The sequence below is a fragment of the Sphingobium sp. IP1 genome (assembly GCF_002708645.1).
GTDB lineage: Bacteria > Pseudomonadota > Alphaproteobacteria > Sphingomonadales > Sphingomonadaceae > Sphingobium > Sphingobium yanoikuyae.
Genome location: NZ_NOIW01000080.1, coordinates 1 through 24,259 on the forward strand (window position 1 = coordinate 1; position 24,259 = coordinate 24,259).

At 61.8% G+C, this 24,259-nt stretch carries 26 protein-coding genes; 13 read left to right on the forward strand and 13 right to left on the reverse strand.

Annotated elements, in window-relative coordinates; translation table 11 throughout:
- The 6 genes from CG471_RS21600 to CG471_RS21625 all read left to right on the forward strand — a co-directional run.
- Window positions 1–1,283: SIR2 family protein (locus CG471_RS21600; RefSeq protein WP_218964273.1), on the forward strand; the 1,283-nt coding region annotated here is incomplete at its 5' end.
- A complete protein-coding gene (locus CG471_RS21605) occupies window positions 1,273–3,255 on the forward strand; it encodes an ATP-binding protein (protein WP_037484924.1) in 1,983 nt (660 codons plus the stop codon). The genes CG471_RS21600 and CG471_RS21605, both read left to right, overlap by 11 nt.
- Window positions 3,248–4,144, forward strand: coding sequence for a 3'-5' exonuclease (locus CG471_RS21610; RefSeq protein WP_051585536.1), 897 nt, complete (start codon window positions 3,248–3,250; stop codon window positions 4,142–4,144). The genes CG471_RS21605 and CG471_RS21610 overlap by 8 nt, the downstream gene beginning before the upstream one ends.
- 340 nt (window positions 4,145–4,484) lie before the next feature.
- Window positions 4,485–4,955: a GNAT family N-acetyltransferase gene (locus tag CG471_RS21615; protein ID WP_037484928.1), complete on the forward strand. Its 471-nt coding sequence runs from the start codon at window positions 4,485–4,487 to the stop codon at window positions 4,953–4,955.
- Between the two features lie 31 nt (window positions 4,956–4,986).
- Window positions 4,987–5,526: a thermonuclease family protein gene (locus CG471_RS21620; RefSeq protein ID WP_257211643.1), complete on the forward strand. Its 540-nt coding sequence runs from the start codon at window positions 4,987–4,989 to the stop codon at window positions 5,524–5,526.
- Between the two features lie 30 nt (window positions 5,527–5,556).
- Entirely contained in the window at window positions 5,557–6,186 is a 630-nt protein-coding gene (locus CG471_RS21625) for a hypothetical protein (protein ID WP_099233707.1), read from the forward strand.
- A gap of 116 nt (window positions 6,187–6,302) precedes the next feature.
- Here CG471_RS21625 and CG471_RS21630 read toward each other — a convergent pair whose 3' ends face one another.
- The 5 genes from CG471_RS21630 to CG471_RS21650 all read right to left on the reverse strand — a co-directional run bounded on the left by CG471_RS21630 (window position 6,303) and on the right by CG471_RS21650 (window position 9,776).
- Window positions 6,303–7,496, reverse strand: a complete 1,194-nt coding sequence (locus CG471_RS21630) for a PHB depolymerase family esterase (protein WP_306552776.1) — start codon at window positions 7,494–7,496, stop codon at window positions 6,303–6,305.
- Between the two features lie 132 nt (window positions 7,497–7,628).
- Window positions 7,629–7,997: a hypothetical protein gene (locus CG471_RS21635; RefSeq protein WP_037485143.1), complete on the reverse strand. Its 369-nt coding sequence runs from the start codon at window positions 7,995–7,997 to the stop codon at window positions 7,629–7,631.
- Between the two features lie 55 nt (window positions 7,998–8,052).
- Complete coding sequence (locus CG471_RS21640) at window positions 8,053–8,577, reverse strand: hypothetical protein (RefSeq protein WP_037485145.1); 525 nt, start codon at window positions 8,575–8,577, stop codon at window positions 8,053–8,055.
- A 160-nt stretch (window positions 8,578–8,737) separates the two neighbouring features.
- Window positions 8,738–9,325 carry an alpha-ketoglutarate-dependent dioxygenase AlkB gene (locus tag CG471_RS21645; protein ID WP_223308130.1) on the reverse strand — a complete coding sequence of 196 codons (588 nt, stop codon included), beginning with the start codon at window positions 9,323–9,325 and terminating at the stop codon, window positions 8,738–8,740.
- A 25-nt stretch (window positions 9,326–9,350) separates the two neighbouring features.
- Window positions 9,351–9,776 carry an SOS response-associated peptidase family protein gene (locus tag CG471_RS21650; protein ID WP_051585539.1) on the reverse strand — a complete coding sequence of 142 codons (426 nt, stop codon included), beginning with the start codon at window positions 9,774–9,776 and terminating at the stop codon, window positions 9,351–9,353.
- 154 nt (window positions 9,777–9,930) lie between these two features.
- Between CG471_RS21650 and CG471_RS21655 the strand changes: the two genes are divergently transcribed.
- Together CG471_RS21655 and CG471_RS21660 are read left to right on the forward strand one after the other, a co-directional pair.
- Window positions 9,931–10,554, forward strand: a complete 624-nt coding sequence (locus CG471_RS21655; protein WP_099233709.1) for an SOS response-associated peptidase family protein — start codon at window positions 9,931–9,933, stop codon at window positions 10,552–10,554.
- Window positions 10,551–10,970, forward strand: a complete 420-nt coding sequence (locus tag CG471_RS21660) for a DUF1810 domain-containing protein (protein WP_099233710.1) — start codon at window positions 10,551–10,553, stop codon at window positions 10,968–10,970. Before CG471_RS21655 ends, CG471_RS21660 begins: the two co-directional genes overlap by 4 nt.
- Window positions 10,971–11,012: 42 nt before the next feature.
- Here CG471_RS21660 and CG471_RS21665 read toward each other — a convergent pair whose 3' ends face one another.
- The 7 genes from CG471_RS21665 to CG471_RS21695 are packed head-to-tail and all read right to left on the reverse strand — an operon-like array spanning window position 11,013 to window position 15,691.
- Window positions 11,013–11,945, reverse strand: a complete 933-nt coding sequence (locus tag CG471_RS21665) for a carbon-nitrogen hydrolase family protein (RefSeq protein WP_099233715.1) — start codon at window positions 11,943–11,945, stop codon at window positions 11,013–11,015.
- Between the two features lie 29 nt (window positions 11,946–11,974).
- Window positions 11,975–12,574 carry a GNAT family N-acetyltransferase gene (locus CG471_RS21670; RefSeq protein WP_099233711.1) on the reverse strand — a complete coding sequence of 200 codons (600 nt, stop codon included), beginning with the start codon at window positions 12,572–12,574 and terminating at the stop codon, window positions 11,975–11,977.
- Entirely contained in the window at window positions 12,571–12,975 is a 405-nt protein-coding gene (locus tag CG471_RS21675) for a ketosteroid isomerase-related protein (protein WP_037484936.1), read from the reverse strand. The genes CG471_RS21670 and CG471_RS21675 overlap by 4 nt, the downstream gene beginning before the upstream one ends.
- Window positions 12,975–13,286, reverse strand: coding sequence for a 2Fe-2S iron-sulfur cluster-binding protein (locus CG471_RS21680; protein ID WP_037484938.1), 312 nt, complete (start codon window positions 13,284–13,286; stop codon window positions 12,975–12,977). Before CG471_RS21680 ends, CG471_RS21675 begins: the two co-directional genes overlap by 1 nt.
- A 3-nt stretch (window positions 13,287–13,289) precedes the next feature.
- Entirely contained in the window at window positions 13,290–14,147 is an 858-nt protein-coding gene (gene fghA / locus CG471_RS21685; protein ID WP_099233716.1) for an S-formylglutathione hydrolase, read from the reverse strand.
- A 3-nt stretch (window positions 14,148–14,150) separates the two neighbouring features.
- Complete coding sequence (locus CG471_RS21690; RefSeq protein WP_037484940.1) at window positions 14,151–14,552, reverse strand: VOC family protein; 402 nt, start codon at window positions 14,550–14,552, stop codon at window positions 14,151–14,153.
- Between the two features lie 26 nt (window positions 14,553–14,578).
- A complete protein-coding gene (locus CG471_RS21695) occupies window positions 14,579–15,691 on the reverse strand; it encodes an S-(hydroxymethyl)glutathione dehydrogenase/class III alcohol dehydrogenase (protein ID WP_099233712.1) in 1,113 nt (370 codons plus the stop codon).
- 199 nt (window positions 15,692–15,890) lie between these two features.
- Between CG471_RS21695 and CG471_RS21700 the strand changes: the two genes are divergently transcribed.
- From CG471_RS21700 to CG471_RS21715, 4 genes are all read left to right on the forward strand, one after another.
- Complete coding sequence (locus CG471_RS21700) at window positions 15,891–16,781, forward strand: LysR substrate-binding domain-containing protein (RefSeq protein ID WP_037484944.1); 891 nt, start codon at window positions 15,891–15,893, stop codon at window positions 16,779–16,781.
- Between the two features lie 123 nt (window positions 16,782–16,904).
- Complete coding sequence (locus tag CG471_RS21705) at window positions 16,905–17,681, forward strand: ImuA family protein (RefSeq protein ID WP_037484946.1); 777 nt, start codon at window positions 16,905–16,907, stop codon at window positions 17,679–17,681.
- Entirely contained in the window at window positions 17,599–19,422 is a 1,824-nt protein-coding gene (locus CG471_RS21710; protein WP_180275765.1) for a DUF6504 family protein, read from the forward strand. Before CG471_RS21705 ends, CG471_RS21710 begins: the two co-directional genes overlap by 83 nt.
- Window positions 19,422–22,685 carry an error-prone DNA polymerase gene (locus CG471_RS21715; protein ID WP_099233713.1) on the forward strand — a complete coding sequence of 1,088 codons (3,264 nt, stop codon included), beginning with the start codon at window positions 19,422–19,424 and terminating at the stop codon, window positions 22,683–22,685. Before CG471_RS21710 ends, CG471_RS21715 begins: the two co-directional genes overlap by 1 nt.
- 273 nt (window positions 22,686–22,958) lie before the next feature.
- Here CG471_RS21715 and CG471_RS21720 read toward each other — a convergent pair whose 3' ends face one another.
- Window positions 22,959–23,996, reverse strand: coding sequence for an isopenicillin N synthase family oxygenase (locus tag CG471_RS21720; RefSeq protein ID WP_257211644.1), 1,038 nt, complete (start codon window positions 23,994–23,996; stop codon window positions 22,959–22,961).
- Window positions 23,997–24,121: 125 nt separating this feature from the next.
- Between CG471_RS21720 and CG471_RS21725 the strand changes: the two genes are divergently transcribed.
- The coding region (locus CG471_RS21725) for a LysR family transcriptional regulator (protein ID WP_257211646.1) at window positions 24,122–24,259 on the forward strand (138 nt) is incomplete at its 3' end.

Below are 24,259 nucleotides of genomic sequence, written 5' to 3' on the forward strand. Positions count from 1 at the left end.
CCCCAAGGACGTTTCGCTTTCTGCGCGCCTCCGAGACGCCAACCGCGCCGCTGATCTGGGGCCAGGATGAAGAGCAGGTCCGAAAGGCCATCGGCGAAGCACTCAACGCCCGGAACGTCGCGTTTTTGCTGGGCGCCGGCTGCTCGTCGCTCTGGGAAGACAAGCAGGAGCGCGGTATCCCGACGATGGGTCCGTTGGCCGAGACCTTTTGCAGCTATCCAAAGGCTGAGCTCGAAGATGACCTCAACCTCATCGATCCGCCGAAATGGGCGCTGGTCGACGACGATGTGGCGTTTCTGGCGGGCCTGGGAGCGAAGCTCAAAGACACGGAATATGCGAAGAATCTCGAGCGGCTGATGGAACTGCTCTTTAGCCTTCGCTTCGTGTTTTCGCGCAGCGACAAGCCAGAGCATGTCGATCGGAAAAACAAGGTCGAGGCGTTGATCGCCAAGATCCAGGATTTCCTCTGGGAAAATTGCACCGACGGCGCCTTCGCGCACGGCAATTCCTCCGTCCTGAACCTGTACGAGTCGTTCTACCGCAAGCTGATCATGCGTGATCGGTCTCTCCCCCGACCGTGGGTTTTCACGACCAATTACGATCTGTTCAACGAGCGGGCGATGGATCGACTGGGCCTGCCCTATGCGAACGGCTTTTCGGGCGTCGTTGAGCGCCGCTTCAACCCTGCGACCTTCCGCTACGCATTGGCGGAACAGCTGGACCTCTCGAACCGCAAATGGTCTGCCGTCGATGGGTTCGTCTATCTCTGCAAGTTGCACGGATCGATCAGCTGGACCGAGGATGACCACGGACTCTTCCCGATCAAGGAGACCTGGCCGCAGGAATCCCCGAGCAAGGTCATGATCTACCCAACGCCCGCGAAGCAGAATTCGAGCCTGGGTTCCCCCTATGCCGATCTCTTCAGGGAATTCCAGTCGCGGATCGTGCGGGAGCAAAGCGTACTCATCACCGCCGGCTTCGCCTTTGGCGACGAGCATTTGAACAACATCATTTATCAGGCGCTGACGATACCGACGTTCCGGCTCATCGTTTTTGCCGACCCTAACTCGGCCGGCGAGATCGCAAAGCTTGCGGCCCTAAACGATCCTCGCATCTGGATCATTGGGGGAGATGGACCGACCGATGGCTCGCGCGCGCATTATTTCAACACGATCGTAGAGCACTTCCTGCCCCAGCGACCAGCAGAGCGGATCGATGACGCAGTGAAGCTCGTCCTCGAAACCTTCGGCCGAAAAGCCAAGGGAGACGATAATGAGCTCTGACGATCGCCGCCGAGCGATCGGCAAGGTCACCTCGGTCGCCGCAGACAAGTTCATCATCGAAATGCACGGCGGGACCGACAATTTCACGGTCGTGGGCTTCGACGACGTGCATTATGTCGCCCGGCTCGGCTCGTTCCTGATGATCCCGGCTCAGTCTGAATATGTGGTCGCCGAGGTCGTTGGTCTGCGCGAGCGGGACGTGTCCGGCAGTGGCGACGCAAACCTGGACAAGGCGAATTCTGCGAAGTTTCTTGATGTCGTGCCGGTCGGAATGCTGCCGGCTAAGGGCGATGGCAGATTTCGGTTCGGCGTGTCGGTCTTCCCGTCACTCTACGCGGATGCGCTGTACGCGCTTGACGGCGAGCTTGACCGGATCTTCGATACCGAGACCAACACTGTGCCGGGTATCGGGCACGGCGAAATTGCCTGCGCCCCGCCGGGTGCAACCAGGTTTCGCAACCTTGGGATCGGCCAGTCGGTCGTGTTCGAAGACTATGGCGTCAAGGTTCGTATCGACGACTTTTTCGGCGGCCACGTCGCCGTTCTCGGCAATACCGGCAGCGGGAAATCCTGCACGGTAGCATCCGTCCTGCAGGCTCTGTTCGAAAAGCCCGATGAGCACCATGCCAGGGGGGCCACATTCGTCGTGCTCGACGTGAACGGCGAATACGCCAAGGCATTCGAGAAGCTGCCGGAGATTGCCGACATTGGGGTCAGCCGCCTTGTTCTCGACGGCTCGGCGGCAGACGGCCGCTTCCGGCTCCCTCACTGGTACCTCGACCTGTCCGAGTGGGAATTGCTGCTCCAGGCGAGCGAACGAACGCAGGTGCCCATCCTCCGCATGGCCCTTGGGCTAGCCACGCTGTTTGGCGCGGCGAACGCGGGTCAGCTCAACGACGTACGAAACCATATCCTCGCCACGTGCATCACGTTGATCCTGAGCGACGAGACACCGCCGGGCGCAAAACGGACCCGGATTCGGGGGATTCTCCAGCGCTTCAGTACCCCCCAGATCAACCAGGCTGCGCTCCTGCGTATGATCGCCCTCAACTATGGCGACATGCCGGGACTGGACGCCGCTTATCAGTTCCTCGCAGGTGGAGGACAGCAAGCCGGATTCCTCATTCCCGACCTGAAGCTGCCCGACTATGATGGAACGCCGTTCGATTTCACCGCGCTTGGTGAAGCGATTGATTTGGCGCTCCTGTACGAGGAGGCTCATGGCAACCGGCAGATCCGCGATTACTGCGCGCAGATGGTGACGCGGTTCAAGGCGCTGGAAGAGCGTGGCGACTATCGCTTCCTCCGGCACGAACCCGCCGCGGCGGGTGACAGGGAGGCATTCCTGGCAACCCTCCTTGGCCTGAAGACGGTCGATGGAGGGCTGACCAAGGGCGCCCAGATCATCATTCTCGATATGAATGCGGTCGAGGATGAGGTCGTCGAACTGGTCAGTGCCGTGATCGCGCGAATGGTGTTCCGCCTCCTTCGACAAGCTGATCCACGCAATCGCTTCCCCGTCCACCTTCTGCTCGAGGAAGCCCATCGGTACGTCGCATCGACGCCGTCCCGTCACGCGGTCGACGCGAGCCGGATCTTTGAAAGGATCTCCAAGGAGGGCCGGAAATATGGCTTGTTTCTGCTCGTGGCGTCGCAGCGACCAAGCGAACTTTCAAAGACAGTGCTTTCGCAATGCTCGAACTTCGTGGTCCACCGGATACAAAACCCCGACGACCTGTCTCAGATCCGCCAGATGACGCCGTTCATCTCTGACAACGTGCTGCGACGCCTGCCTTCGCTCCCCAAGCAGCATGCCCTGGTTTTTGGCAACTCGGTCAATCTGCCCACGACCTTCAAGGTTCGCCGTGCTGATCCGCTGCCAGCAAGCGACGATGCGAAGATCGTCGACCTGTGGTTCCACGAGGCAGGTCGCCTGTCCTCAATCCGCCTGGCGCCGGTCGCGGATGAGTAGTTCTCGCACCGAAGAGATGATCGCTGCGCTTGAGGCCAGCGGCGACTATAAGGTTCTGCGGAAGCTGAGTGCTGGCAATCCACTCGCCGAGGCACCTCGCGGCACGCGTCGGGCTGTCGTGGCCGATGTCGAGACCACCGGCCTGGATTGCGAGACGAACGAGATCATCGAACTGGCAATGGTTCCGTTTTTCTACACGTTTGCGGGCGAGATTGTTGGCGTTGGAGTCCCCTTCAACGGGCTCAGGCAACCATCGATCCCGATTCCTGCTGATGTGACACGGCTGACCGGGATCGACGATGCAATGGTCGCCGGCAAATCGATCGACCCTTCCCAAGTTGCGGCTTTCGCTGGGCCCGGCCTCGTCATAGCCCACAACGCGCCGTTCGACCGCCCCTTCCTCGAGAAGTTCTGCCCGGCGCTTGCCAAGAATCCCTGGGCCTGCTCGCTGAACGAAGTCAGTTGGTCGGATGAGGGGTTCGAGAGCGCCAAGCTTGCATTTCTGGCGATGGCTTCCGGCTTCTTTTACGACAAGCACCGGGCGGTACATGACTGCAATGCGACGATAGAACTGCTTGGCCGCCCTTTGCCGATCAGTGGTCACAGCGCTCTGTCGAAGCTTTTACTGTCTGCCAGAGGCAAGACATATCGGTGCTGGGCATTGAATTCTCCTTTCGAGACGAAGGATGAACTCAAGCAGCGCGGGTATCGTTGGAACGGCAGAGAGGACGGAACGCCCCGTTCGTGGTGGATCGACGTGCCCGAGGACGCCCTCACCTCTGAGTTAAGCTATTTGCGCGGCGAGATTTATAAGCGCCATGTTGACCTGCCGATCGCCGAAATCACGGCGTTTAATCGACACTCTGGTCGCATCCGACCCGCGACGTGACGGTGGCTGGCCGGGTTTCAGCACTTGCGGGTTACTCAGGACGATTTGCGGCGAATAACCGCCGATCATGGCAAGCGGAGCAAAGGGTCGATCACCGACTCCATCCTCTCCAAACCGGCCATTCCGCTTTCCATCCATCGTGTCGATCGGCATCACCTGAACGTGGCGCGACTTTCGGAATCGACCCCACGGCGGCTGAATGACCAATGTGTATGGGGGGGGTGCTGCCAGACGGTTTCGCGCTCAGCGAATGGCAAGTTGTGTTAAAATCTGCCGTTCCATGCTCGATCGGCGAACGACGCATTCTGGTCGATAGCTACTAGAGAAGCCGACCGTTCGCTTGCGCGGCCTCAAGCCAGGCGACCTTGGGCGGATCGTCGGACGGCAGGCGATACTCTATGCTCAGGAATATCGCTGGAACCAGGACTATGAGGCGCTGGCGGCGCGGATCGTCGCCGATTTCCACCAATCGTTCGATCCCGCGCGCGAGGATGCCTGGATTACGGAGATGGACGATCAAATGGTCGGTTCGATCTTTCTGGTTAAGGGCGAGAAGCCAACGGTGGCAAAGTTGCGGCTGCTCTATGTCGAGCCAGATGCGCGTGGCGCCGGCGTGAGCAAAATGCTGGTCGAGGCGTGCATCAGACGGGCGTGTGACCTGGGATATGAGCGGCTCGATCTTTGGACCAACAGCGTCCTGGTGGCCGCCCGCAGTATATACCAGAAGGCAGGGTTCGAGCTGGTGGACGAAGCGCCCCACAATAGCTTTGGCCAGGACCTGATCGGACAGACCTGGTCGCTGACGCTGTGACCTCTGCTACCTGATTGCATGTGCACCCTAGATGCTCGATAAAAAGCATATGGGGGATGTGCATAAATTCAGGAAACCGCGAAATAGCCGTCGCCATTCTTTCCAATCCGAGCTGCCGTCCCTGCGCGGACCAAAGCGCAGGCGATGGACTCGCGTGCAAAGCATCCTCGTCATCATCGGCTTGTTGCTTGGCGCGTTCCTGGGGCTGAAGCTGATCGGCGAGACCGGTTTCGCGTCGGAAGAAGCGAGCTTTCAATGTGGCAGCGTCCGCGTGATCGACGGGGACACGTTCGATTGCGGATCGACGCGCATTCGCCTGTCAGGCATCGACGCGCCAGAATTGCCCGGACATTGCCGCCAAGGACGCCAATGCACGCCGGGCGATCCCTATGCGGCCACGCAAAATCTCCAAAAGCTCGTAGCGGCTGGTGCGGTGCAGTGCCGCAAGACCGACACCGACAAATATGGCCGAACGGTCGCCAGATGTACGTCGAAGGGAGTCGACCTGTCCTGTGGCCAATTGAGCGCCGGACAGGCGGTGCGTCGCTACGGCTATATCCTCTGCTTGTAAAAGCCGCAGTCCCAAAGGAATAGGGCGAGGATGTATCGGCCATTCAACATTCTCATCTTTGTTGCCGCTGGACTGACCGCGCCGTTGATTGCAGACCCCGGCATCGCGGCCGCGCGCCCAGCCGCTACCGTGCAATCCATCGCCGAGATCAGCACATTGCGGGAGGAGATTGGGAGAGCCGCATCCGCGACCCAGGTGCTGGACCGCTGGTGCGCCTCCCATCATATGGCGCCGGCAGGCGCGGTCATTGCCGAGAAAATCGCGAACAAGCCGGTCTCGGCCACCGCGCAGTTGCGCCGTGCGTTGCAGCTCGATGCGTCGGACCGCGTTCAACTGCGGCACGTCCGCTTGCGCTGCAACGGGCATATCCTCTCCGTTGCACGGCTCTGGTATGTCCCCTCCCGCTTGCCCGCTTTCATGGAGGCAAGCCTTCAGCAGACCGATGCGCCGTTCGGCAAGATAGTCGCGCCTTTGCATCTCGACCGGAAATCGGCAGGATCGTCGTCCGCATGCTTGCCCAAGGGAGGCGGGCCCACCGCCAAAACACCACCGCGAATCCTGTTCTCCCAGCGCGCGCTCATGAGCCGGGCAGATGGTCTGCCCATCGCTTATGTTGTCGAGGACTATCAACGGGGATTGCTCGGCTTCGCGCGCGATTGACGCTCAAGCCACTCGGTCCGGGATGATGAAGCCGACGGCGCGGCGGGCGGAAACCTCGACCGGTTGCCCGCGATCCGCTCCCGAGCCGCACGCCCATCGGCGGTCAGCAAGACTCTTCATCGCATGATGCCGGCTCGCCGGAGAGCCTGTTCGATGATCGCTCCGACATTCACGCGGCCGGACGCCTGGCGAGATTGGGTCGCGCTGTTTGGCAATGGGAATTGGATAGGATCTCGCACGCGCGCGATGGGGTCGTTCTGTTCGCTAGTCTGAACTTCCACCGGTATAGCCCTCGCTTCTTCGGCGAGCCCCCAGAATGCCGCGATATGCCGGGTCGATGAGATTCCGGCATCGAGCATATAGGGGCTGGCGACCCCGCAAGCCTCGGGACCGGAGACTGCAAGCGGCGTCCCGTGCCCCATCCCGGTCACTTCATAGGCTTCGATCGCCACCCGGCCATCGCGATCGCGCCAGAGGCGCTGGCGCGCCCCGTCCACGATCCGCGTTTCAAGCTCCCAATCGTCCTTCTCGTGGACGGCCTGCCACTGAGCGATGATCCTCTCCGCGTTCGAGGCGTGGACCGTCCGGTCCGCGTCACCCTGCCAGACAGAGATGGTCGGCCAAGGTCCGGCATGATCAGAGGCGGATCGGATGAGAGCGCCCAGTACCTCGTCATCAGGGTAGCCCTCGCCGCGCATGCGCGCAAAGGCTTCAGGCACGGACGCGGCCGCACCATAAGGCAGGCCCGCAATGATCGCGCCCCCGGCGAACAATTCAGGATAGGTCGCCAGCATGATCGACGTCATCGCTCCGCCGGCCGAAAGGCCCGTCACATAGATGCGGGCCTCGTCGATCGGGTGTGCCCCGACCATGGCGGCGATCATCTGGCGGATCGATAGCGGCTCACCTGCGTCCCTCGCCGAGTCTCCAGGCGCAAACCAGTTGAAGCAGCGATTGGGATTGTTGGCGTGCCGCTGCTCCGGAAACAGCAAGGCAAAGCCCAGCTCATCCGCCAGCTGCGACCAGCCAGAGCCATGGTCATAAGCATGGGCATTTTGCGTGCAGCCATGCAGAACCACGACCAGCGGCGCGTGCTGGCTCCGGTCCGAGCCGCCCAGACCCTTCGGGATATAATATCTGGCTCGAAGCGCTCCAGAATTGGACCCGAAATCCTCCATGTTGCTGAGCCGCCCCCGGTCGGACGGTGGCGGCGGCTGGAGCGATAATGCCCTGAATTTTCCAAGTTGCGCGATCGTCGAGTGCAGTTTCGTCATAACTGTCCCTCCATGGGCAGAGGCCCATCCGATCATATAACGCTGCAACTGCGAATTACGTTGCTGCACTGCACCATAAATTTCGAAAATGCCGGAGTAGCATTGGCCAGATCGCGCTACAAATGGCGCAAAACCGTGGCCATCGAGAGTTGTACGGCAATGTTTCCTTCATCGGCGTCCGCGCTGCGCCGCGCGACGATCCGCCTTCGCCAACAGTCCTTGGTCGAGCTCCGGCCTGTTCCATCGGGCCGCAGGCCCCAGTGTCATCAGATCTTCACCGCGCGTCAGGAAGGTGAACACCTTGTTCGTCACCTCGATCATCAGCACCTTCATTTCCTCGTCGGAAATGCGCGAGAGATTGGTCCAGGGAATGTCGCCATAGGGCGTGACGACCTTCACGTCGCTATAATCACCCGTCGCGCTGCTGGGCGTCACCCCCGCATGGAGATCCTCCAGCCCGGTGTTGCGCACGCATTGTTCCACCAGAGCAAGGGTGAAGAAGGCCTTCTCATCGTCGGTCAACATATCATCGGCCATGCCCGGTTCCATGTCTGTCTGGTCGCAGCGCGCCTTTAAGGATCGTCAGACCCTATCAGTCCTGCCCGCGCCATTGGTCCAGCGCATCTTCATATTTTGCGCGGGCTTTGTCGACCGCTGCCTGAAATTTGCCGGCCTGTCCCTCCCCTTCTTTGCGCACCTTGGCAATCTGCATTCCGATGCGGGCGCGCTCTTTCTCCAACTCCCCTATGCGCGCTTCTACCGATCGGACATGCTCGTGCAGTTTCTGCTCCGCCAGATCCAGCGCCTTTCGGCTGGGTCGCGGCCGAGGCTTAGCAGGGATCACCCTGCCCTCTGCTTTGCGCGGCGTGGCCTTCATCGGCTTGGCCGCCGAAGCCAGATGTTCCGCAGCGGTGCCGCGGGCGCGCTTGATGACGGTGCCCGGCTTTTGGGCCGCTTCCGCCAAGAGCTTTGGATCGTCGATACTTTCGGCAATGCCTCGCGCGAACAGATCGGCGTCGGCACCCCAGGCCTGCAGCGCCGCCTTCTGGCTGGGCGCTGCGACATAGGCGTCGTGAAATCCGATCGGAGTCCGGAACAGTTTCAGTCTGGGCGCCATATAGCCAGCCATCCGCCAAATGAAGACGGCCCGTCAGTCGGGGGAACTGACGGGCCGCCGATATCATCGAGCCGCACGAGCGGGGGGCAAAGATGCGCGGATCGATGAAGGGGTAACCGGCAAAGCAGGTTCTGGTTCCTAACGGTACGGCTGAGTGTCGCTACACGACCGACTTCCGCAGGCTCCTGAACGTGATCGACCATCGCAAAGCCTCTATCGGCGCGATGCTATGCTCCCAGGCGTGCCTGGCCTCCCCACTCATATGGTAGATGGAGCATGGCGCGAGCGGAGCATTTGCCCGGCTGAAGCCTGTCTCCGTGCGGCGTCGGAAGCGCATTGTCGCCGGTTCGCCCAGCGAAATGCCGATTACATGCTCGAACGCCGGGCGGTCACGATGCCAGCCGATACCCGCGCCTGGATCATAACGGATCAGCAGCAGTTGCTCGAGTTCGTCCGGCTCCAGACCCGCGAACCGCGCCGCGCGGGCCTTGAGCGGCACCGCCCATTGCGGAATGGGCTCGGCCGGCGCGAAAACACCGGTCTGGAAATCATAGCTCCACCCGAAGCTTTTGGTCAGCCGCTTGCCGGTCCATTGCTGGAAGAGGAAGGGCGTCAGGCCCGCATCCTTTACGCCTGCGATGAGCGCCCGCTCCTCCGACCGCAAGATGAAATCCTCACGCTGATGAAGCCCCGGCAGCACCGGCACGTCTGGCTGCGGCGGCAAATCCAGCGGAAGCATCATGGTCATCGGCATGATCGTTGGCTCTGGCCCATCAAAGGGCGAAACTCGTTTGCACAGGCTTGGTCAGGATTTCCTCGATTGTGAAAATGTCGCCGGGCGGCGTCACCAGCAGTGCCTCTTCCGGAACCATAAAATCCAGCCATTGCATGACCTGCCGCCGCTCGATGATCGCGCCATGCCGGCTCTGATAGCGGATGACGTCAGGGTTCGCATCGACGGTGAGGATTCGATAGCTCACTGGCCAGTCGCTCATGGGCGGCTCCCAGATGGCAGCGAGATAAAAGAAATTGCCGTCTTCGCGAAAGGCGCGGAATTTCTTCTCGCCGTTCCGAATGTGGAATTCCGAGGCCGGAACGAGGCAGCGATTGCTAGGGAAGCTTTTCCCTTCGGACCGGATGAACTCATAAGAGACGCCGTCGGCGAAGCGCGGGCTGGAACCCCAGGCCGCTTCAATCATCTCAATCTCTCGGGCATCATCCGGATTGCGTCGGATGATGGCACGGCGACTTCCGAAAGCGTCGGAGTCGAAGGGAGTTGCTTTCGAGTCCATGACGAGAACATAAAGCGAACGAACGCTAAGGGCAAGCTGAAGAAACCCGCGCGGAGGGCCTATGTGCAACGATTACAGGTTGAAGGTCGATATCGCCTCGATCGTCGAGGATTTCGAGGACCTCAAGATCAAGATCAGGATGCCCGAGGGCAAACCCAATGTGCCCGCGCGCGACGATATCCGGATGACCGACATGGCGCCGATCGTGCGCAGCGTGGAGGGCGAGCGGGGCGTGGGCGAACTGGTCAACCGCCGCTGGAGCTGGCCGGGCAACCACGACAAGCCGGTCTATAATTTCCGCACCGAGGGCCGCGAGTTCAGATCGCACCGCGCGCTTATCCTGGCTGACGGCTTCTTCGAGTTCACCGACCCGCCAGTGCCTCGGCCGAAGGACAAGCGGCTCGACAAATGGCTGTTCACGATGAAGGATCATGACTGGTTCTGTATCGCCGGCATCTGGCGGGAAAGCCCGGCTGGCGAAGCCTTCACGATGCTCACCATGGACGCCGGACCCGATGTCGCGCCCTATCATCACCGCCAGATAATTCCGCTCACCCGCGATCAATGGGTAGACTGGCTTGATCCCACCGTACCCGCGAAAGAGATACTGCGCTGGCTGCCGGAGGGCAGCCTGCAGGTCGCCCAGGTCTACGGCGCGCCGCCCGCACAGCAGGTTTTGTTATGACGCAAGACGCGACGCTGGCCCGGTTTATCGAAGCCCAGGCAAAAATCTATGACACAGCGCTCGCCGAGATCAGGGCCGGCGCCAAGCGCAGCCATTGGATGTGGTTCGTCTTTCCGCAGCTTCGCGGCCTCGGCCACAGCCCGACGGCCCACTATTATGGAATTGCCTCGCTCGCCGAAGCCCGCGCCTATCTCGCTCATCCAGTCCTGGGGCCGCGCTACCTCGAATGCGTGAAAGCACTTCAGGCGCTTGGCGGCAGCGATCCGGTCTCCATCTTCGGCTCGATCGACGCGATGAAGCTGCGCTCGTCGCTCACCCTGTTTGAAGCCGCCGGTGGATCGCCGCTACTCGACGATGCGCTGGAACGCTGGTTCGATGGCGATCGGGATGCATCGACGCTGCACCGCCTCGGCTGAGCGGCTGCAGATATGTTCGCCGAACTCTCTACAGGGTCAACTTCATCCTATCCGGTCATATAAAGTGCAAAGCTCATCTGGATTGTCATTGGCGATACCTGTCGGCGAAGCCAGTAGCTCGGGCCACTGTTCTGACCAGTGACGGAAAGGAAGAACTGCGCCGCCCTGGCGCCATTTTTCGACCTGGCGAAGATCAACATCGGCCATCAGCCACTGGGCCTGATGAGCCGGTCCAATGGCGAAAACGCCATTGTCGGGCGTGATGCAGTCAGGCGGCCCATAAACTGCAGCGGCGCCATAATTTTCGTCGAGCGATGGGAGCCAGGGCGCGAGACCAACTGTGGGCGCCTGCACCACATAACATTGATTTTCAAGCGCACGCGCCTGCGCGCCGATCCGCACCCGCCAATAACCCTGCATATTGTCGGTTGCTGAGGGCACGAGGATGATTCTTGCTCCCGCTTCTGCCTGGCGACGTGCAATCAGAGGAAACTCGGCGTCATAGCAGATGGATATGCCAACCGGGCCAAAGGGCGTGTCCAATGCTTTTATCTGCGTACCCCCTGCTATGCCCCAGATCTCCCGTTCGAAGCGGGTCATCACAATCTTGTCCTGCCAACCCACACTGCCATCGGGACAGAAGAGCCGCGCCCGGTTGACGATCATCCCTCGCTCGTCGACCGCCGGACCGCTACCGGCCAAGATGACTATCCCATATCGAGTAGCCAGTTTCCGGTGCAGTTCTTCCGCTCGATCCGAAAGCGCCATGACCAGTTCAAGGGAGCGCTGAAGATCAGACGCTGTAGCAGGGTTGCAGCCAGCCAGCTCCATCGCCGCATATTCGGGGAAAAGCAGCAGTTGCGCGCCTTCCTCCACTGCCTGTGTCACCCACCGGCTGATTTTGGCTTCCCACGCGTCATAGCTTGGCAGCAGTTCGATCGGATATTGCGCCGCCGCGATTCGAACTTGGTCCACTTCGTCCCGCCCCCAGGGTGAATGTCGCACTAAATCTTCTTCATCCAGAAGCGCATGACATGGTCAATCTCTTGCGCCTGCCCCACTTCCTTCCACGCGAGCCGCGTATCGTAGCGCGGCGCGATACGATAGCCTCGCTTGCGCCAGAAATCGCCCAGATCCCCGGCTTTGGCGGGACGACGCGGATCGTCGGATTGCCGCACCACCGCGCAGAAGGCTGCGCAGTTCGCGCCGGCGGCCTTTGCCGCGGCCTCCCGCTCGTCGAAGAAGCGATGGCCGATCCCCTTCCCGCGGAATTGGGGCAGCAGCACGGATTCCCCGAAATAATGCATCGCGCCAATATCGACGCCAGCGGCCAGAAACGGAGCCCTGATCACATCCGACTGTGTCGTCATGGGTGAGGCGGTCGCCATGCCGACGGGAATGTCACCGAGTCGCGCAACGATGACGATCGCATCCTCGGCGCTTAGAAATTGATCCAGATAGTTCGCCTCATAATCGAGGCTGCCGTCATAGAGGTAGGGCCATGTCCGGAACACCGTCATGCGCAGCGTGGCGAGCGCGCGCAGCGACAGATCGTCGCGACCGATGCGCTCCACCACCAGCGGCGCATCCAGAGCGGCCGTCATGCCGGTTCGCCGACCTGCCTCAACCAGTCGGCGAGGTTATAATGGTTGCTGACTCGCGCGATCCGGCCATCGACAATATCGAAAAAGGCGCCGACACGTAGCCGATAGCGCTGACCACGCGCGGGCGGCAAGTCGCTGTCGGTCTGCAGATATTCGCCCTCCAGCTGGAACTCGGCCGCCGCGCGAGTGCCGTCCCCCGAGCTCAGAAAGACGGGATCGATCACCCGCTCCCGGTAGCAGCGATTCATGTGATCGAGAAATGCGGCGAAGGCCGCCTTGCCCTGGCGCGGTTCACCCTGCGAGGGTTCGTGGACGACATCCTCCGTCAGCAGGCCCAGCATCGCCTCGGCATCGCCTCTGTTGAAGGCCTCATAATAACGGGAAAGTAGGGTCTCGCTCATCAGTCCTCCGGCGCGATGGTGACGCGCAGCCCGTCGAGCTGTGCCGTCAGCGGAATTTGGCAAGACAGGCGCGAGCGCCCGTTGCGATGATCGCTGCTGTCTAGCAAGTCATTCTCATCGTCGCTGAGCGGCGGGATCGCGTGGCCCTCTTCGACATAGACATGGCAGGTCGCGCAGGAACAGCATCCGCCGCAGAGTGCGAGCAGTTCGTCGAGGCCATTGTCACGGATCGCTTCCATCAGCGAGAGACCGGCCTCCGCCTTGACCGCATGTTCGGTACCGTCGCGGCCAGTCACCAAAATCTGAACCATCAATCAATCCTTGATGAGGCGGGTCGCATGCCAGCGCAGATGGTCGGCCATGAAGGTGGAAATGAAATAATAGCTGTGGTCATAGCCTTCGCGCAGGTTGAGCGTCAGGTCGATGCCCGCCGTCTTGCATGCGCTTTCGAGGAGTTCCGGCCGCAATTCCTGCGTCAGGAACGAATCTGCACCGCCCTGATCGACCAGCAAATCTGCCACGCGGGCGCCATCCTCGATCAACGCGACCGCATCGTGCCGGCGCCATGTCGCGCGATCTTCACCCAGATAGCCGGCCAGGGCCTTCTCCCCCCAGGGCACCTGGCCGGGTGCGACGATCGGCGCAAAAGCTGACACCGACGCATATCTGCCCGGATTGCGCAGGGCGATGGTGATTGCTCCATGGCCTCCCATCGAATGACCCATGATCGACTGGCGCGTCATGTCCGCCGGGAAATTGTCCGCAATCAGGGTGGGCAATTCCTCGGTCACATAGGACCACATTTTGTAATGACGATCGAACGGCGCCTGCGTCGCATCGACATAGAAGCCCGCGCCCAGGCCGAAATCATAGGCACCGGCCGGATCGTCCGGCACGGCATTCCCGTTGAGGTCCGGGCCGCGCGGCGATGTATCCGGCGCGACGAAGATCAGGCCCAGTTCCGCGCAGATGCGGCGGAACTCGCCTTTTTCCGTGACATTGGCATGGGTGCAGGTCAGCCCGGACAGATACCAGACGACCGGCAGCTTCGTCCCCGGCTGATGCGGAGGCACGAAGACCGAAAAGGTCATCTCTGTTCCGGTAGCGGCGGAGGCGTGCTTATAGACGCCCTGCGCGCCGCCGAAGGCCTTGTTCGTGCTGACCTGCTCCATCATTCAGTTGCCATCCGTGAAGGTGTAGGCGCAGATTTTATTGCCGGCCGGATCGCGCAGATAGGCGGCATAGGCGCCGGGCAAATGACCACGAGGCCCTGCCTCGCCTTCGCAGCTGCCGCCGGCAGCCAGACCAGCAGCATGGAAGGCATCGACCTCGTCGGTGCTGGCGGCCGCAAACCCGATGGTCACGCCGTTGCTGGACGGCGCTTCGCCATTGCCGGGGCGCAGAACCAGCAGAGCCGGTTTGTCTTTCCCGTAGAGGATGACGTTATCTCCGAAAGGGCCCAGATTCTTGACCCCCAGCGGCGCCAGTGCCGCATCGTAAAAGGCCGACGACCCTGCAAGGTCGCTCGCGCCGACACAGGCGTGCGAAAACACCCCGTCACCCGAAATGACAGCCATTTTATTCCTCCCTCTCTCGAACGAACTTAGAAGACGACGACCGAGCGGATGCTCTTGCCCGCGTGCATCAGGTCGAAAGCCGTGTTGATCTCCTCCAGACCCATGACATGGGTAATCATCGGGTCGATCTCGATCTTGCCGGTCATATACATGTCAACGATCTTGGGCACGTCGGTCCGGCCCTTGGCGCCGCCAAAGGCCGTGCCGCGCCAGTTGCGGCCGGTGACGAGCTGGAAGGGTCGCGTTTCGATCGTCTTGCCGGCTTCAGCCACGCCGATGATGATCGAGGTGCCCCAGCCGCGATGGCAGGCTTCGAGCGCCGTGCGCATCACTTCGGTATTGCCCGTGGCATCGAACGTGTAGTCGGCACCGCCGTCGGTCATCTCCACGATCTTCGCTACCGTCTCTTCGCGCGACAGGCCCTTCGAATTGAGGAAGTCGGTCATGCCGAACTTGCGGCCCCATTCCTCGCGATCGGGGTTGATGTCGACGCCGATGATCTTGTTCGCCCCGGCAAGGCGCGCGCCCTGGATCACATTGAGGCCGATGCCACCCAGGCCGAAGATGACGACATTGTCACCCACCTGCACCTTGGCGGTGTTGATGACCGCGCCGACGCCGGTGGTGACGCCGCAGCCGATATAGCAGCTCGATTGGAACGGCGCGTCCTCGCGGATCTTGGCCACCGCGATGTCGGGCAGGACGGTGAAGTTGGAGAAGGTGGAGCAGCCCATATAATGATAGATGGGCTGACCTTTGAAGCTGAAGCGGGTGGTGCCGTCGGGCATCAGCCCCTTGCCCTGGGTGGCGCGGATAGCGGTGCACAGGTTCGTCTTGCCCGACAGGCAGCTTTTGCACTGCCGGCATTCGGGGGTGTAGAGCGGAATGACATGGTCGCCCGGTTTTACCGAAGTCACGCCGGGCCCGACTTCGCGCACGATGCCCGCGCCTTCATGGCCGAGGACCGAGGGGAAAATGCCCTCGCTGTCGAACCCGTCGAGCGTATAGGCGTCGGTATGGCAGATGCCGGTCGCCATGATTTCCACCAGCACTTCGCCCGCCTTGGGCCCTTCCAGGTCCAGCTCGACGATCTCAAGCGGCTTCTTCGCTTCGAAGGCGACGGCGGCGCGGGTCTTCATTTCTCATTCCTCGTCATTGGCAGCGTTCGAGAACAGCCAGCGTGGCTCATCACAGCCGGAAAAAATCTTGCAGAGCCACGCATAGATTATCCAAGCCACATCGTAGCCACGCCCACTCCTCATTTTCACTCTAGCGCCGTTCCGCAGGAGCGATAATATAGTATTTTAGCAAAGGTTTATTTCTTTATAGGGATAATGAATGTCGGCTTGGGATGGTATCGACGAATTCATCAGCGTCGCCACGCTGGGTTCCTTCACGCGTGGGGCACAGGCGCTAGGCATGTCGACCACGCATGTCAGCCGCTCGATCATGGCGCTGGAGCAGCGAGTTGAAGCTCAGCTATTTCATAGAACGACCCGCACGGTCAGGTTAACCGACACCGGACGAGCATTTTTCGAACGGTGCGAGCGGATCGCTCAAGACAGGGATGAGGCAATCGCCCTTATTGGCGACCGCAGCGCGCCTCAAGGAGAGCTGCGCGTGACCTGTTCAACGGCGATGGGTGAGCGGTTCGTGGCCCCGATCATACGCCGCTTCGCCGCGCAGCATCCCAAGCTTACGGTATCTATCGAACTGTCCAATCGGATCATCGACCTCTTCGGCGAAGGGTTCGATTTGGCTATAAGGACGGGCTCGATCACAGACCCCCGCCTGATAGCAACCCGCGTGGCGTCACGTAGCCTTTATACGTGCGCAGCCCCAAGCTATCTTGCATCTGCAGGGCGTCCGAACCGGGTTGAGGCCTTGGAAAACCATGAATGTATCGCAGGCACCGCCGCAGCTTGGCATTTCAAGATAGGCGGACAGGAAGTCGTCCATCGACCTAAAGGGCGTTTTATGTGCAACAGCGGACATGCTGTCATGGAGGCTTGCGTCTCGGGATTGGGCATTTGCCAGCTCCCCGACTTTTATGTTCTGCCCTATCTCAAACATGGCATGGTAGATTTGCTGCTGGAGGACGCCCAGCCGGACGATGAGCCGATTTGGGCAGTCTATCCACAGCGCCGTCATCTGTTGCCAAAGGTGCAGCAGGTGGTGGATTGTCTGGCTCATGAACTAGGGCCGGCGATGAACAGTCGCATACGGTGATGACTGGAGGGGGACACGCTTCCCGCCTCTTCACCTAAACCTCAGATGAGCTGCGATTCATCCGCCTTGACGAATCTTCAGAGTCAAAGGAACATATAGGGAACATATTGAGTCGTTGTTCCCATGTCCGTATATCTCTCTTCCCTCGACCAGAACCAGGTCGACCAGCTTGCCGCGCTTCGCGCAAGCCTGGCGCATGCCCGCGCCGCGCGCGGGCCCGCCCTGCCGTTCGGATTGCCCGAGCTGGACGAACGTTTGGCCGACCAGGGTCTCAATGGCGCGGGACTACATGAAATCGCTGCTGCTTCGGCCAGCTTCACCGATGATGCCTGCGCCACCCTGTTTGCCGCCGGGATCGCGGCGCGCTTTTGCGCGGAGCCGGGGTTCACCATTCTCTGGGCGGTGACGCGCTTCGACCTTTATGCGCCGGGCCTCGAGCAGATCGGCCTTAGCCCTGACAAGATCCTCTATGCCCAGGGCCGCAAGGACGCCGAGGTCCTGGCGCTTGCCGAAGATGGCCTGCGCGATGGATCGCTCGCCTGCGTTGTCGCGGAAGTGAAGGCCGCCGATCAGACGGCGACCCGACGGCTTCAGCTGGCGGCTTCCGACGGCAAGACGCCGATGCTGCTCTACCGCCGCCACCGAAGTCGCGAGCGTTGCCCCTTGAGCGGTCTCTCCTCGGCGATGACGCGCTGGCGCATCGGTGCGGCCCCTTCGAGCCCCGTTCCCCATGTCGGCCTTGGGCGGCCGCGCTGGTCGGTCGAACTTGTCCGCCAGCGGAACGGCAATCCCTTCTCCATCGAACTGGAGGCGTGCGATGACACGGGTCGCCTCGCTCTACCTGCCGCAGCTCCCGATAGAGCGATTGCGACGGGCAGAGCGGCCCGCCAGGCTGCCTGAGCCGGCTCCTGCCCCGATCGCACCGCGCTTCGCCTCGCCGATCGACGATAATCCTGGCGCCTGTTCCGTCCCCAAGGCGGGTGGCTGGCGCCCCGGCGCCCGCTGGGCGCGCGATGGCGCGCTCGGCAGCGGGCCAACCCAGGCCGATATCGATGCCATGCCAGCGCATCAGCGCCCGACCATGCGCGAGATGGGACGGCGCAGCGAATCCGCCGAGCATCCCTTCAAGGCGTTGCCCGCCGATGACGGTGGCGGCCGCACTGCATCTGTCCCCGTCCCCGCGCTCACATGGGCCAAGCTCTGGGGCCAGCCGACGATCCTCATCGCGCGCACGGGGCAGCGAGACGTCGTGACCGCGGCCTGCCCGCTTGCGCTGAAACTTGGCCTTCGCCCCGGCATGGCCGCCGCCCATGCCCGGGCGCTGGTGACCGACCTGGAAGTGCGCGACGCGCAGCCAGATGCGGATCAGGCCTGGCTGGACCGGTTGGCGCTGCACGCTATCGCGCATTGGACGCCGACTGCAAGTGTCGCGTGCGCGGACGGCCTTTGGCTCGATCTTACCGGCACCACGCATTTGTTCGGCGGCGAGGCGCGCTTCTGCCGCCGGTTGCTGCGGTTCCTTGAGCGGCTGGGCTTCACGGCCAGCGTCGCGATCGCAGGCACGCCGGGCGCCGCCCATGCGCTCGCGCGCTACGGGAACGAGGCCATCACCCTCCTTCCGAACGGCGCCGAAACCCAGGCCATTGCCGATCTACCGCTCTCCGCGCTCCGGCTCGATCCGGGCGTGCTCGAGACCGCAGCCCGGTTCGGCCTGGAGCGCATCGCTGACCTCTATCCCATGCCACGCGGACCGCTCGCCCGCCGTCTTGGCCTCCCGACCGTTCGCAGGCTCGACCAGGCCCGCGGGATGATCGCTGAACCCATCGTGCCGGTCATCCCCTTCGAGACACCCCATGTAGAACGGCGTCTGCTTGAACCGATCGGCACAGCTGAGGCGATCAACCAGGTGATCGGCGATCTGGTCGACGATCTCGTCACCCTGCTGATCGAGCAGGGCCTTGGCCTGCGCACCGCGCAGCTCGCCTGCCAGATCGTCGATGGAACCGAGCAGCGTATTGCCATCGGCACAGCGAAGGCCACGCGCGATGCGAAGCATCTCAAACGCATGCTGGCCATGCGGGTCGAGCGGATCGATCCGGGCCTTGGCATCGAGACGATGACGCTGAGCGCACCGCGCGTCGAGCAATTGAGAGCGCAGACGCTGGAGGCCGGCCTCATCACGGGCGATCGCGCACCCGATATAGCGCTGCTGGTCGATCAACTCGCCGGCCGGATCGATCCCGACACGCCTTTTCGCTTGTCCTCGCATGAGAGCGACGTGCCCGAGCGCGCGGTGCGGCGGGTCGGACCACTGGCAACGCCCAAAGGCTGGCCCGGCTGGAAGCGGCCTGTGCGGATGCTGAGGCGACCCGAACTTCTGTCCAATGTCGTGGCGCTGCTGCCCGACCATCCGCCTCGGCGCTTCGTCTGGCGGGGATCGAGCTATCGAGTGGTCGTCGGCGACGGCCCGGAACGCATCCATGGCGAATGGTGGCGTTCCCCCCAGGAGATGTGGGCTGTCAGGGACTATTTCCGGGTCGAGGCAGAGGGCGGCGAACGCTTCTGGCTGTTCCGCCGGGGCGATGGCGTCGATGAGCAGACCGGGAACCTCAGCTGGTTCATGCATGGGGTGTTTGGGTGATGACCCGCTATGTCGAACTCCAAATCACAAGTCATTTCTCGTTCCTGCGCGGCGCATCCTCGCCTGAGCAGCTTTTCTCAGCCGCCGCACTGCTTGGACACAAGGCTCTGGGTCTTGCCGATTGGGGCAGCGTCGCGGGCGTTGTGCGCGGGTGGGATGCGCAGAAAGCAACCGGCGTCCGGATGATCGCCGGCGCGCGGGTCGATTTGACCGACGGCAAGGCCCTCCTCCTCTATCCGACCGATCGCCCCGCCTGGTCTCGGCTGACCCGTCTGCTCTCGGTCGGCAAGGCGCGCGGTGGCAAGGGCTGCTGCCTGCTCGACTGGGCCGATGTCGTTGCCCATGCCGAAGGCCAGATCGCGATCCTGGTGCCGGACCAGCCCGACGATACAACCATGGCCAATCTCCGGGATCTCAAGGCCGTATTCGGTGCCCGCGCGCATCTGGCGCTTGCGCTGCGCCGACGGCCCGACGACGTCGCCCGGCTTCACCGGCTCGATGTCATGGCGCGAGCGACCGCCGTGCGGAGCGTCGCAACCGGCGACATTCTTTATCACTCGCCCCATGTTCGACCGCTCCAGGATGTGATGACCGCGATCCGGGAGAAGACGACGATCGATGGCCTGGGGTTCAGGCGCGAGCGCTATATGGACCGGAACCTCAAGTCGCCGGCAGAGATGGAACGGCGCTTTTCCGCCTTTCCCGACGCGATCCAGGCAAGCGCCGACATCGCCGACCAATGTCGCTTTGATCTCGGCGAAATCCAGTATCAATACCCGTATGAACAGGTGATGGAGGGGCGCACGGCGCAAGAGGCGCTGGCTGCTCTGACCCAAAATGCTGCCAACCGGATGTTTCCCGATGGCCTGCCTTCCGCCTATCGTAAGCAGATCGATCATGAGCTGCGATTGATCGACCAGCTCGGTTACGCCCCCTATTTTCTGACGGTCAATTCGATCGTCGCCGAGAGCCGCCGGCGCGGCATTCTCTGCCAGGGCCGCGGCTCGGCAGCAAACAGCTGCGTCTGCTATATGCTCGGCATCACCTCGATCGACCCGATCAAGCATGAACTGCTATTCGAGCGATTCGTGTCTGGCGAACGCAAGGAGCCGCCCGATATCGACGTCGATTTCGAGCATGAGCGGCGCGAGGAGATCATCCAGTGGATCTATGAGACCTATGGGCGCAGCCGCTCGGCGCTGACAGCCGTCGTCACCCGCTACCGCACCCGCGGGGCGGTCGCAGAGGTGGGCAAGGCGCTGGGTCTCCCGCGCGATCTCACGAAGATGCTGACCGGTCTGGTCTGGGGATGGTCGATGGACGGCATCACCGACGAACAGATTGCGAGCGCCAATTTGAACGCCGACGATCATCGCCTGAAGCTGACGCTCGAACTTTCGCGGCAGCTCATCGGCACCCCGCGACACCTATCGCAACATCCCGGCGGTTTCGTGCTGACCCAGGACCGGCTTGACGACCTCGTTCCGATCGAGCCGGCGCGGATGGAGGATCGCCAAATCATTGAATGGGACAAGGATGACATCGATGCGGTGAAGTTCATGAAAGTCGATGTGCTGGGCCTTGGCATGTTGGGCTGCATGAACCGGGCGTTCAATCTGCTGGAAGAGCATAAGGGCCTGCGTGTCGGCATGGCGGACCTTCAGCACGATGACCCCGCTGTCTATGCCATGATCCAGCGTGCCGACACGCTGGGCGTCTTCCAGATCGAAAGCCGTGCGCAGATGTCGATGCTGCCGCGGATCAAGCCGAAGGAATTCTATGATCTCGTGATCGAAGTCGCGATTGTCCGTCCCGGCCCTATTCAGGGCGACATGGTCCATCCCTATCTGCGCCGCCGCGAGGGCAAGGAGACGCCCGAATATCCCAAGCCAGAACTTGAAGCGGTACTCAAGAAGACACTGGGCGTCCCGCTCTTTCAGGAGCAGGCCATGAAGGTCGCGATCGTGGGGGCAGGCTTTACGCCGGCCGAGGCCGATCAGCTGCGCCGCGCCATGGCGACGTTCAAGCTGACGGGCGGGGTCAGCCATTTTTACGATAAGCTGGTGAACGGCATGATCGCGCGGGGCTACCCAAAGGATTTTGCCGAGCGCACGTTCAAGCAGATTGAGGGGTTCGGCAGTTACGGCTTTCCCGAGAGCCACGCGGCGAGCTTCGCCAAGATCGCCTATGCCTCCTGCTGGATGAAGCATCATCATCCCGATGTCTTCTGCGCCGCGCTCCTGAACGCCCAGCCCATGGGCTTCTATGCGCCCGCCCAGATCGTGCGCGACGCCCGAAACCATGGCGTCGAGATCCGCCCGGTCTCAATCAACCACAGCCATTGGGACTGCTCGCTCGAACCGGCGCGCGGGCGATACAAAGCGGTGCGCCTCGGCTTCCGGCAGGTACGCGGCTTCGCCAATCTCCATGGCGCCGCGATCGTCGGCGCGCGCGGACCAGCCCCTTTCGAGAGTGTCGAGGAGGTCTGGCGCCGCGCGGGCGTGCCGCGCGCCGCGATCGAACGACTCGCCGAGGCCGACGCCTTTGCCTGCATCGCGCAGGATCGCCGCCAAGGCCTCTGGAAGGTCAAGGGTCTGGGCGAAGCGCCCCTCCCCCTCTTCGCCGCCGCGGACGCGCGCGATGGCAAATTCTCACCCGAAGGCAGCGAGGCACCGGTTTCGCTCCAGCCAATGACCGAAGGCCGCGAGGTGGTCGAGGATTATCGCTCGCTCCAGCTTTCGCTCCGCAACCATCCGCTGAGTTTCCTGCGCCCCCAGCTCAACGCCATGCGGATCGTCCGGTGCGCAGATCTCAAGTCGATCCGCGATGGTCGCAACATCGAGGTCGCCGGAGTCATTCTGGTCCGCCAGCGGCCCGGCTCAGCCAAGGGCGTGCTCTTCGTCACGATCGAGGATGAGAGCGGCGTTGCCCAAGGTATCCTCTGGCCACAAAAGTTCGAGATCTATCGGCGGCAGATCATGTCCGCGTCGATGATTGCCATACGCGGCCGACTCCAGAAGGAGGGAGAGGTCATCCACATCATCTGCGACCGGGTCGTCGATCATGACGAGATGCTGCGATCGGTCGGCCGAATGGATTTTACGGTCGCATCGGGCCGCGGCGATGGCGCAACTCATGGTGGTGGTCCTGATCCGCGCGACCCTGTCTTTCCGAGCGGTCGAACGCTTGGCGCACCGCCCTATCGCAACGCAAAGGCAACCCACGACGACATTCTGCCGATCCGCAGCCACGATTTTCATTGAGCCCGCGCATCTATGGTGACCTGATCTGCCACCACCAAGTGGACCGATCGGTTTGTCAGTGGATTAAAGCCGCTACAGCCATATCCGGGTGAAGGTGGAGCGAAGCGAAACCGGAGGCCGGATATGACGGTGCCCTAATCCGCAGCTACCATCGTCGGCGCAATTGCGCTGCGCCTCGATGTCTGACAGAATTAGGGCATTAAGGGGGGCCTGGCAGTAAGGAGCGATCGCGAACTGGCCCCGTATTCGCGCCTATATGCTTGTCCAAACAAATCAATCGAAGCTCCGCTTATAGGTGGCGGCATAACGCTCACGCATATGTTCATCGACCGTCACTGCAGCATATTTGGCCCCTTCACCCGGCTCCAAACAGGATTGTATGCATTCGATGCGTTGGGCGGGGTTGCCGCAGAAAAAGAAGGGAGCAGAATAGCGCTCCTGGCCCGAGGCGTTGATAACGCGATGACGGGTGGAACGATATGTGTCATTGGTCCAGCGCGCAATTAGATCGCCCAGATTGATGACGAAAGCGCCGGGCACAGGCACGGCATCGAGCCATAGACTCTGGTCATGATCCCACACCTGGAGGCCGCCCACATTATCCTGTAGCAGGATAGTGATGCCGCCGAAATCCGTGTGCGCCCCGCACCCTTTTTCATCCGGATGCGGATTGGCTGCCTGCGGGGGATAGTGGAGCAGGCGCAGCGTGGCGATCGGATCTTGCTCCAGCGTCGTGAAAAAGTCCGCGTCCAGCCCCAGCGAAAGGGCAATGCCCTCCAGCAGTACGCCCGCCAGACTACGCATTTCGGCGAAATATGCGGAGGTCACGGCTTCGAACCCGGCAAGACCGGCAGGCCAGACATTCGGTCCGGTATTGAAATATTTCAGCGCCTGCTCGTCATCGGCCGGAACGTCACGACCGATATAATAGCCCTCCTTCAGATCCGGCGGCGCGCCCGCCTCCAGCGTCTGCCCGCGCAGCGGCTCATATCCCCGGTTCGCTTTGGAACGGGACATCGCCACGTCCAGCTTGCGGTCCATCGGCAAGGCGAAGAATTCCGCACTCGCATCGAACAGCCGCTGCATCGTCGAGGCGGCAACGCCATGCCCGACGCAATAGAAAAATCCCTTGTCGAGACAGGCTTGTCTTATCGCGGTCGCCACCTTGGAACGTTCGGACGCGCTGGCCCCTCGCAAACCGCTGATGTCGACGATCGGCAAGTTCAGTTCGGCGGCTTTTTCAACCTGCGATGCCGATGCAGTAGCGCTCATTTCAAACCTCGATTCTGTGAGATCGCATTCTGAGCGCAAAGACCCGATCTAAAAAAGAATAAATTGTCGCTCCACCCGATGCCGAAAAAGGGACGTTGACTTGGCTCATCGCAAGCCCGACCATGCCGCTCATGTCCAACCGCGCACATCGTTTTCATGCTCCGATGGTCGTCTATTTTGACGCCATCCGCCGGGCCGGGTCGATCCGGGAAGCGGCCCGGCGGCTCAATGTGGCTTCGTCTGCCGTGAACCGCCAGTTGCTCAAGCTGGAAGCGGAGTTGGGAACGCCCCTGTTCGAACGG

Excerpts from the sequence above, each read along its gene's own strand:
- CG471_RS21605 (WP_037484924.1), top strand. The coding sequence starts at position 1,273 with ATGAGCTCTGACGATCGCCGCCGAGCGATCGGCAAGGTCACCTCGGTC.
- CG471_RS21610 (WP_051585536.1), top strand. The coding sequence starts at position 3,248 with ATGAGTAGTTCTCGCACCGAAGAGATGATCGCTGCGCTTGAGGCCAGC.
- CG471_RS21620 (WP_257211643.1), top strand. The coding sequence starts at position 4,987 with ATGCTCGATAAAAAGCATATGGGGGATGTGCATAAATTCAGGAAACCG.
- CG471_RS21625 (WP_099233707.1), top strand. The coding sequence starts at position 5,557 with ATGTATCGGCCATTCAACATTCTCATCTTTGTTGCCGCTGGACTGACC.
- CG471_RS21630 (WP_306552776.1), bottom strand. The coding sequence starts at position 7,496 with ATGATCGGATGGGCCTCTGCCCATGGAGGGACAGTTATGACGAAACTG.
- CG471_RS21635 (WP_037485143.1), bottom strand. The coding sequence starts at position 7,997 with ATGGCCGATGATATGTTGACCGACGATGAGAAGGCCTTCTTCACCCTT.
- CG471_RS21640 (WP_037485145.1), bottom strand. The coding sequence starts at position 8,577 with ATGGCGCCCAGACTGAAACTGTTCCGGACTCCGATCGGATTTCACGAC.
- CG471_RS21645 (WP_223308130.1), bottom strand. The coding sequence starts at position 9,325 with ATGACCATGATGCTTCCGCTGGATTTGCCGCCGCAGCCAGACGTGCCG.
- CG471_RS21650 (WP_051585539.1), bottom strand. The coding sequence starts at position 9,776 with ATGATTGAAGCGGCCTGGGGTTCCAGCCCGCGCTTCGCCGACGGCGTC.
- CG471_RS21655 (WP_099233709.1), top strand. The coding sequence starts at position 9,931 with ATGTGCAACGATTACAGGTTGAAGGTCGATATCGCCTCGATCGTCGAG.
- CG471_RS21660 (WP_099233710.1), top strand. The coding sequence starts at position 10,551 with ATGACGCAAGACGCGACGCTGGCCCGGTTTATCGAAGCCCAGGCAAAA.
- CG471_RS21670 (WP_099233711.1), bottom strand. The coding sequence starts at position 12,574 with ATGACGGCCGCTCTGGATGCGCCGCTGGTGGTGGAGCGCATCGGTCGC.
- CG471_RS21675 (WP_037484936.1), bottom strand. The coding sequence starts at position 12,975 with ATGAGCGAGACCCTACTTTCCCGTTATTATGAGGCCTTCAACAGAGGC.
- CG471_RS21680 (WP_037484938.1), bottom strand. The coding sequence starts at position 13,286 with ATGGTTCAGATTTTGGTGACTGGCCGCGACGGTACCGAACATGCGGTC.
- fghA (WP_099233716.1), bottom strand. The coding sequence starts at position 14,147 with ATGGAGCAGGTCAGCACGAACAAGGCCTTCGGCGGCGCGCAGGGCGTC.
- CG471_RS21690 (WP_037484940.1), bottom strand. The coding sequence starts at position 14,552 with ATGGCTGTCATTTCGGGTGACGGGGTGTTTTCGCACGCCTGTGTCGGC.
- CG471_RS21695 (WP_099233712.1), bottom strand. The coding sequence starts at position 15,691 with ATGAAGACCCGCGCCGCCGTCGCCTTCGAAGCGAAGAAGCCGCTTGAG.
- CG471_RS21700 (WP_037484944.1), top strand. The coding sequence starts at position 15,891 with ATGTCGGCTTGGGATGGTATCGACGAATTCATCAGCGTCGCCACGCTG.
- CG471_RS21705 (WP_037484946.1), top strand. The coding sequence starts at position 16,905 with ATGTCCGTATATCTCTCTTCCCTCGACCAGAACCAGGTCGACCAGCTT.
- CG471_RS21710 (WP_180275765.1), top strand. The coding sequence starts at position 17,599 with ATGACACGGGTCGCCTCGCTCTACCTGCCGCAGCTCCCGATAGAGCGA.
- CG471_RS21715 (WP_099233713.1), top strand. The coding sequence starts at position 19,422 with ATGACCCGCTATGTCGAACTCCAAATCACAAGTCATTTCTCGTTCCTG.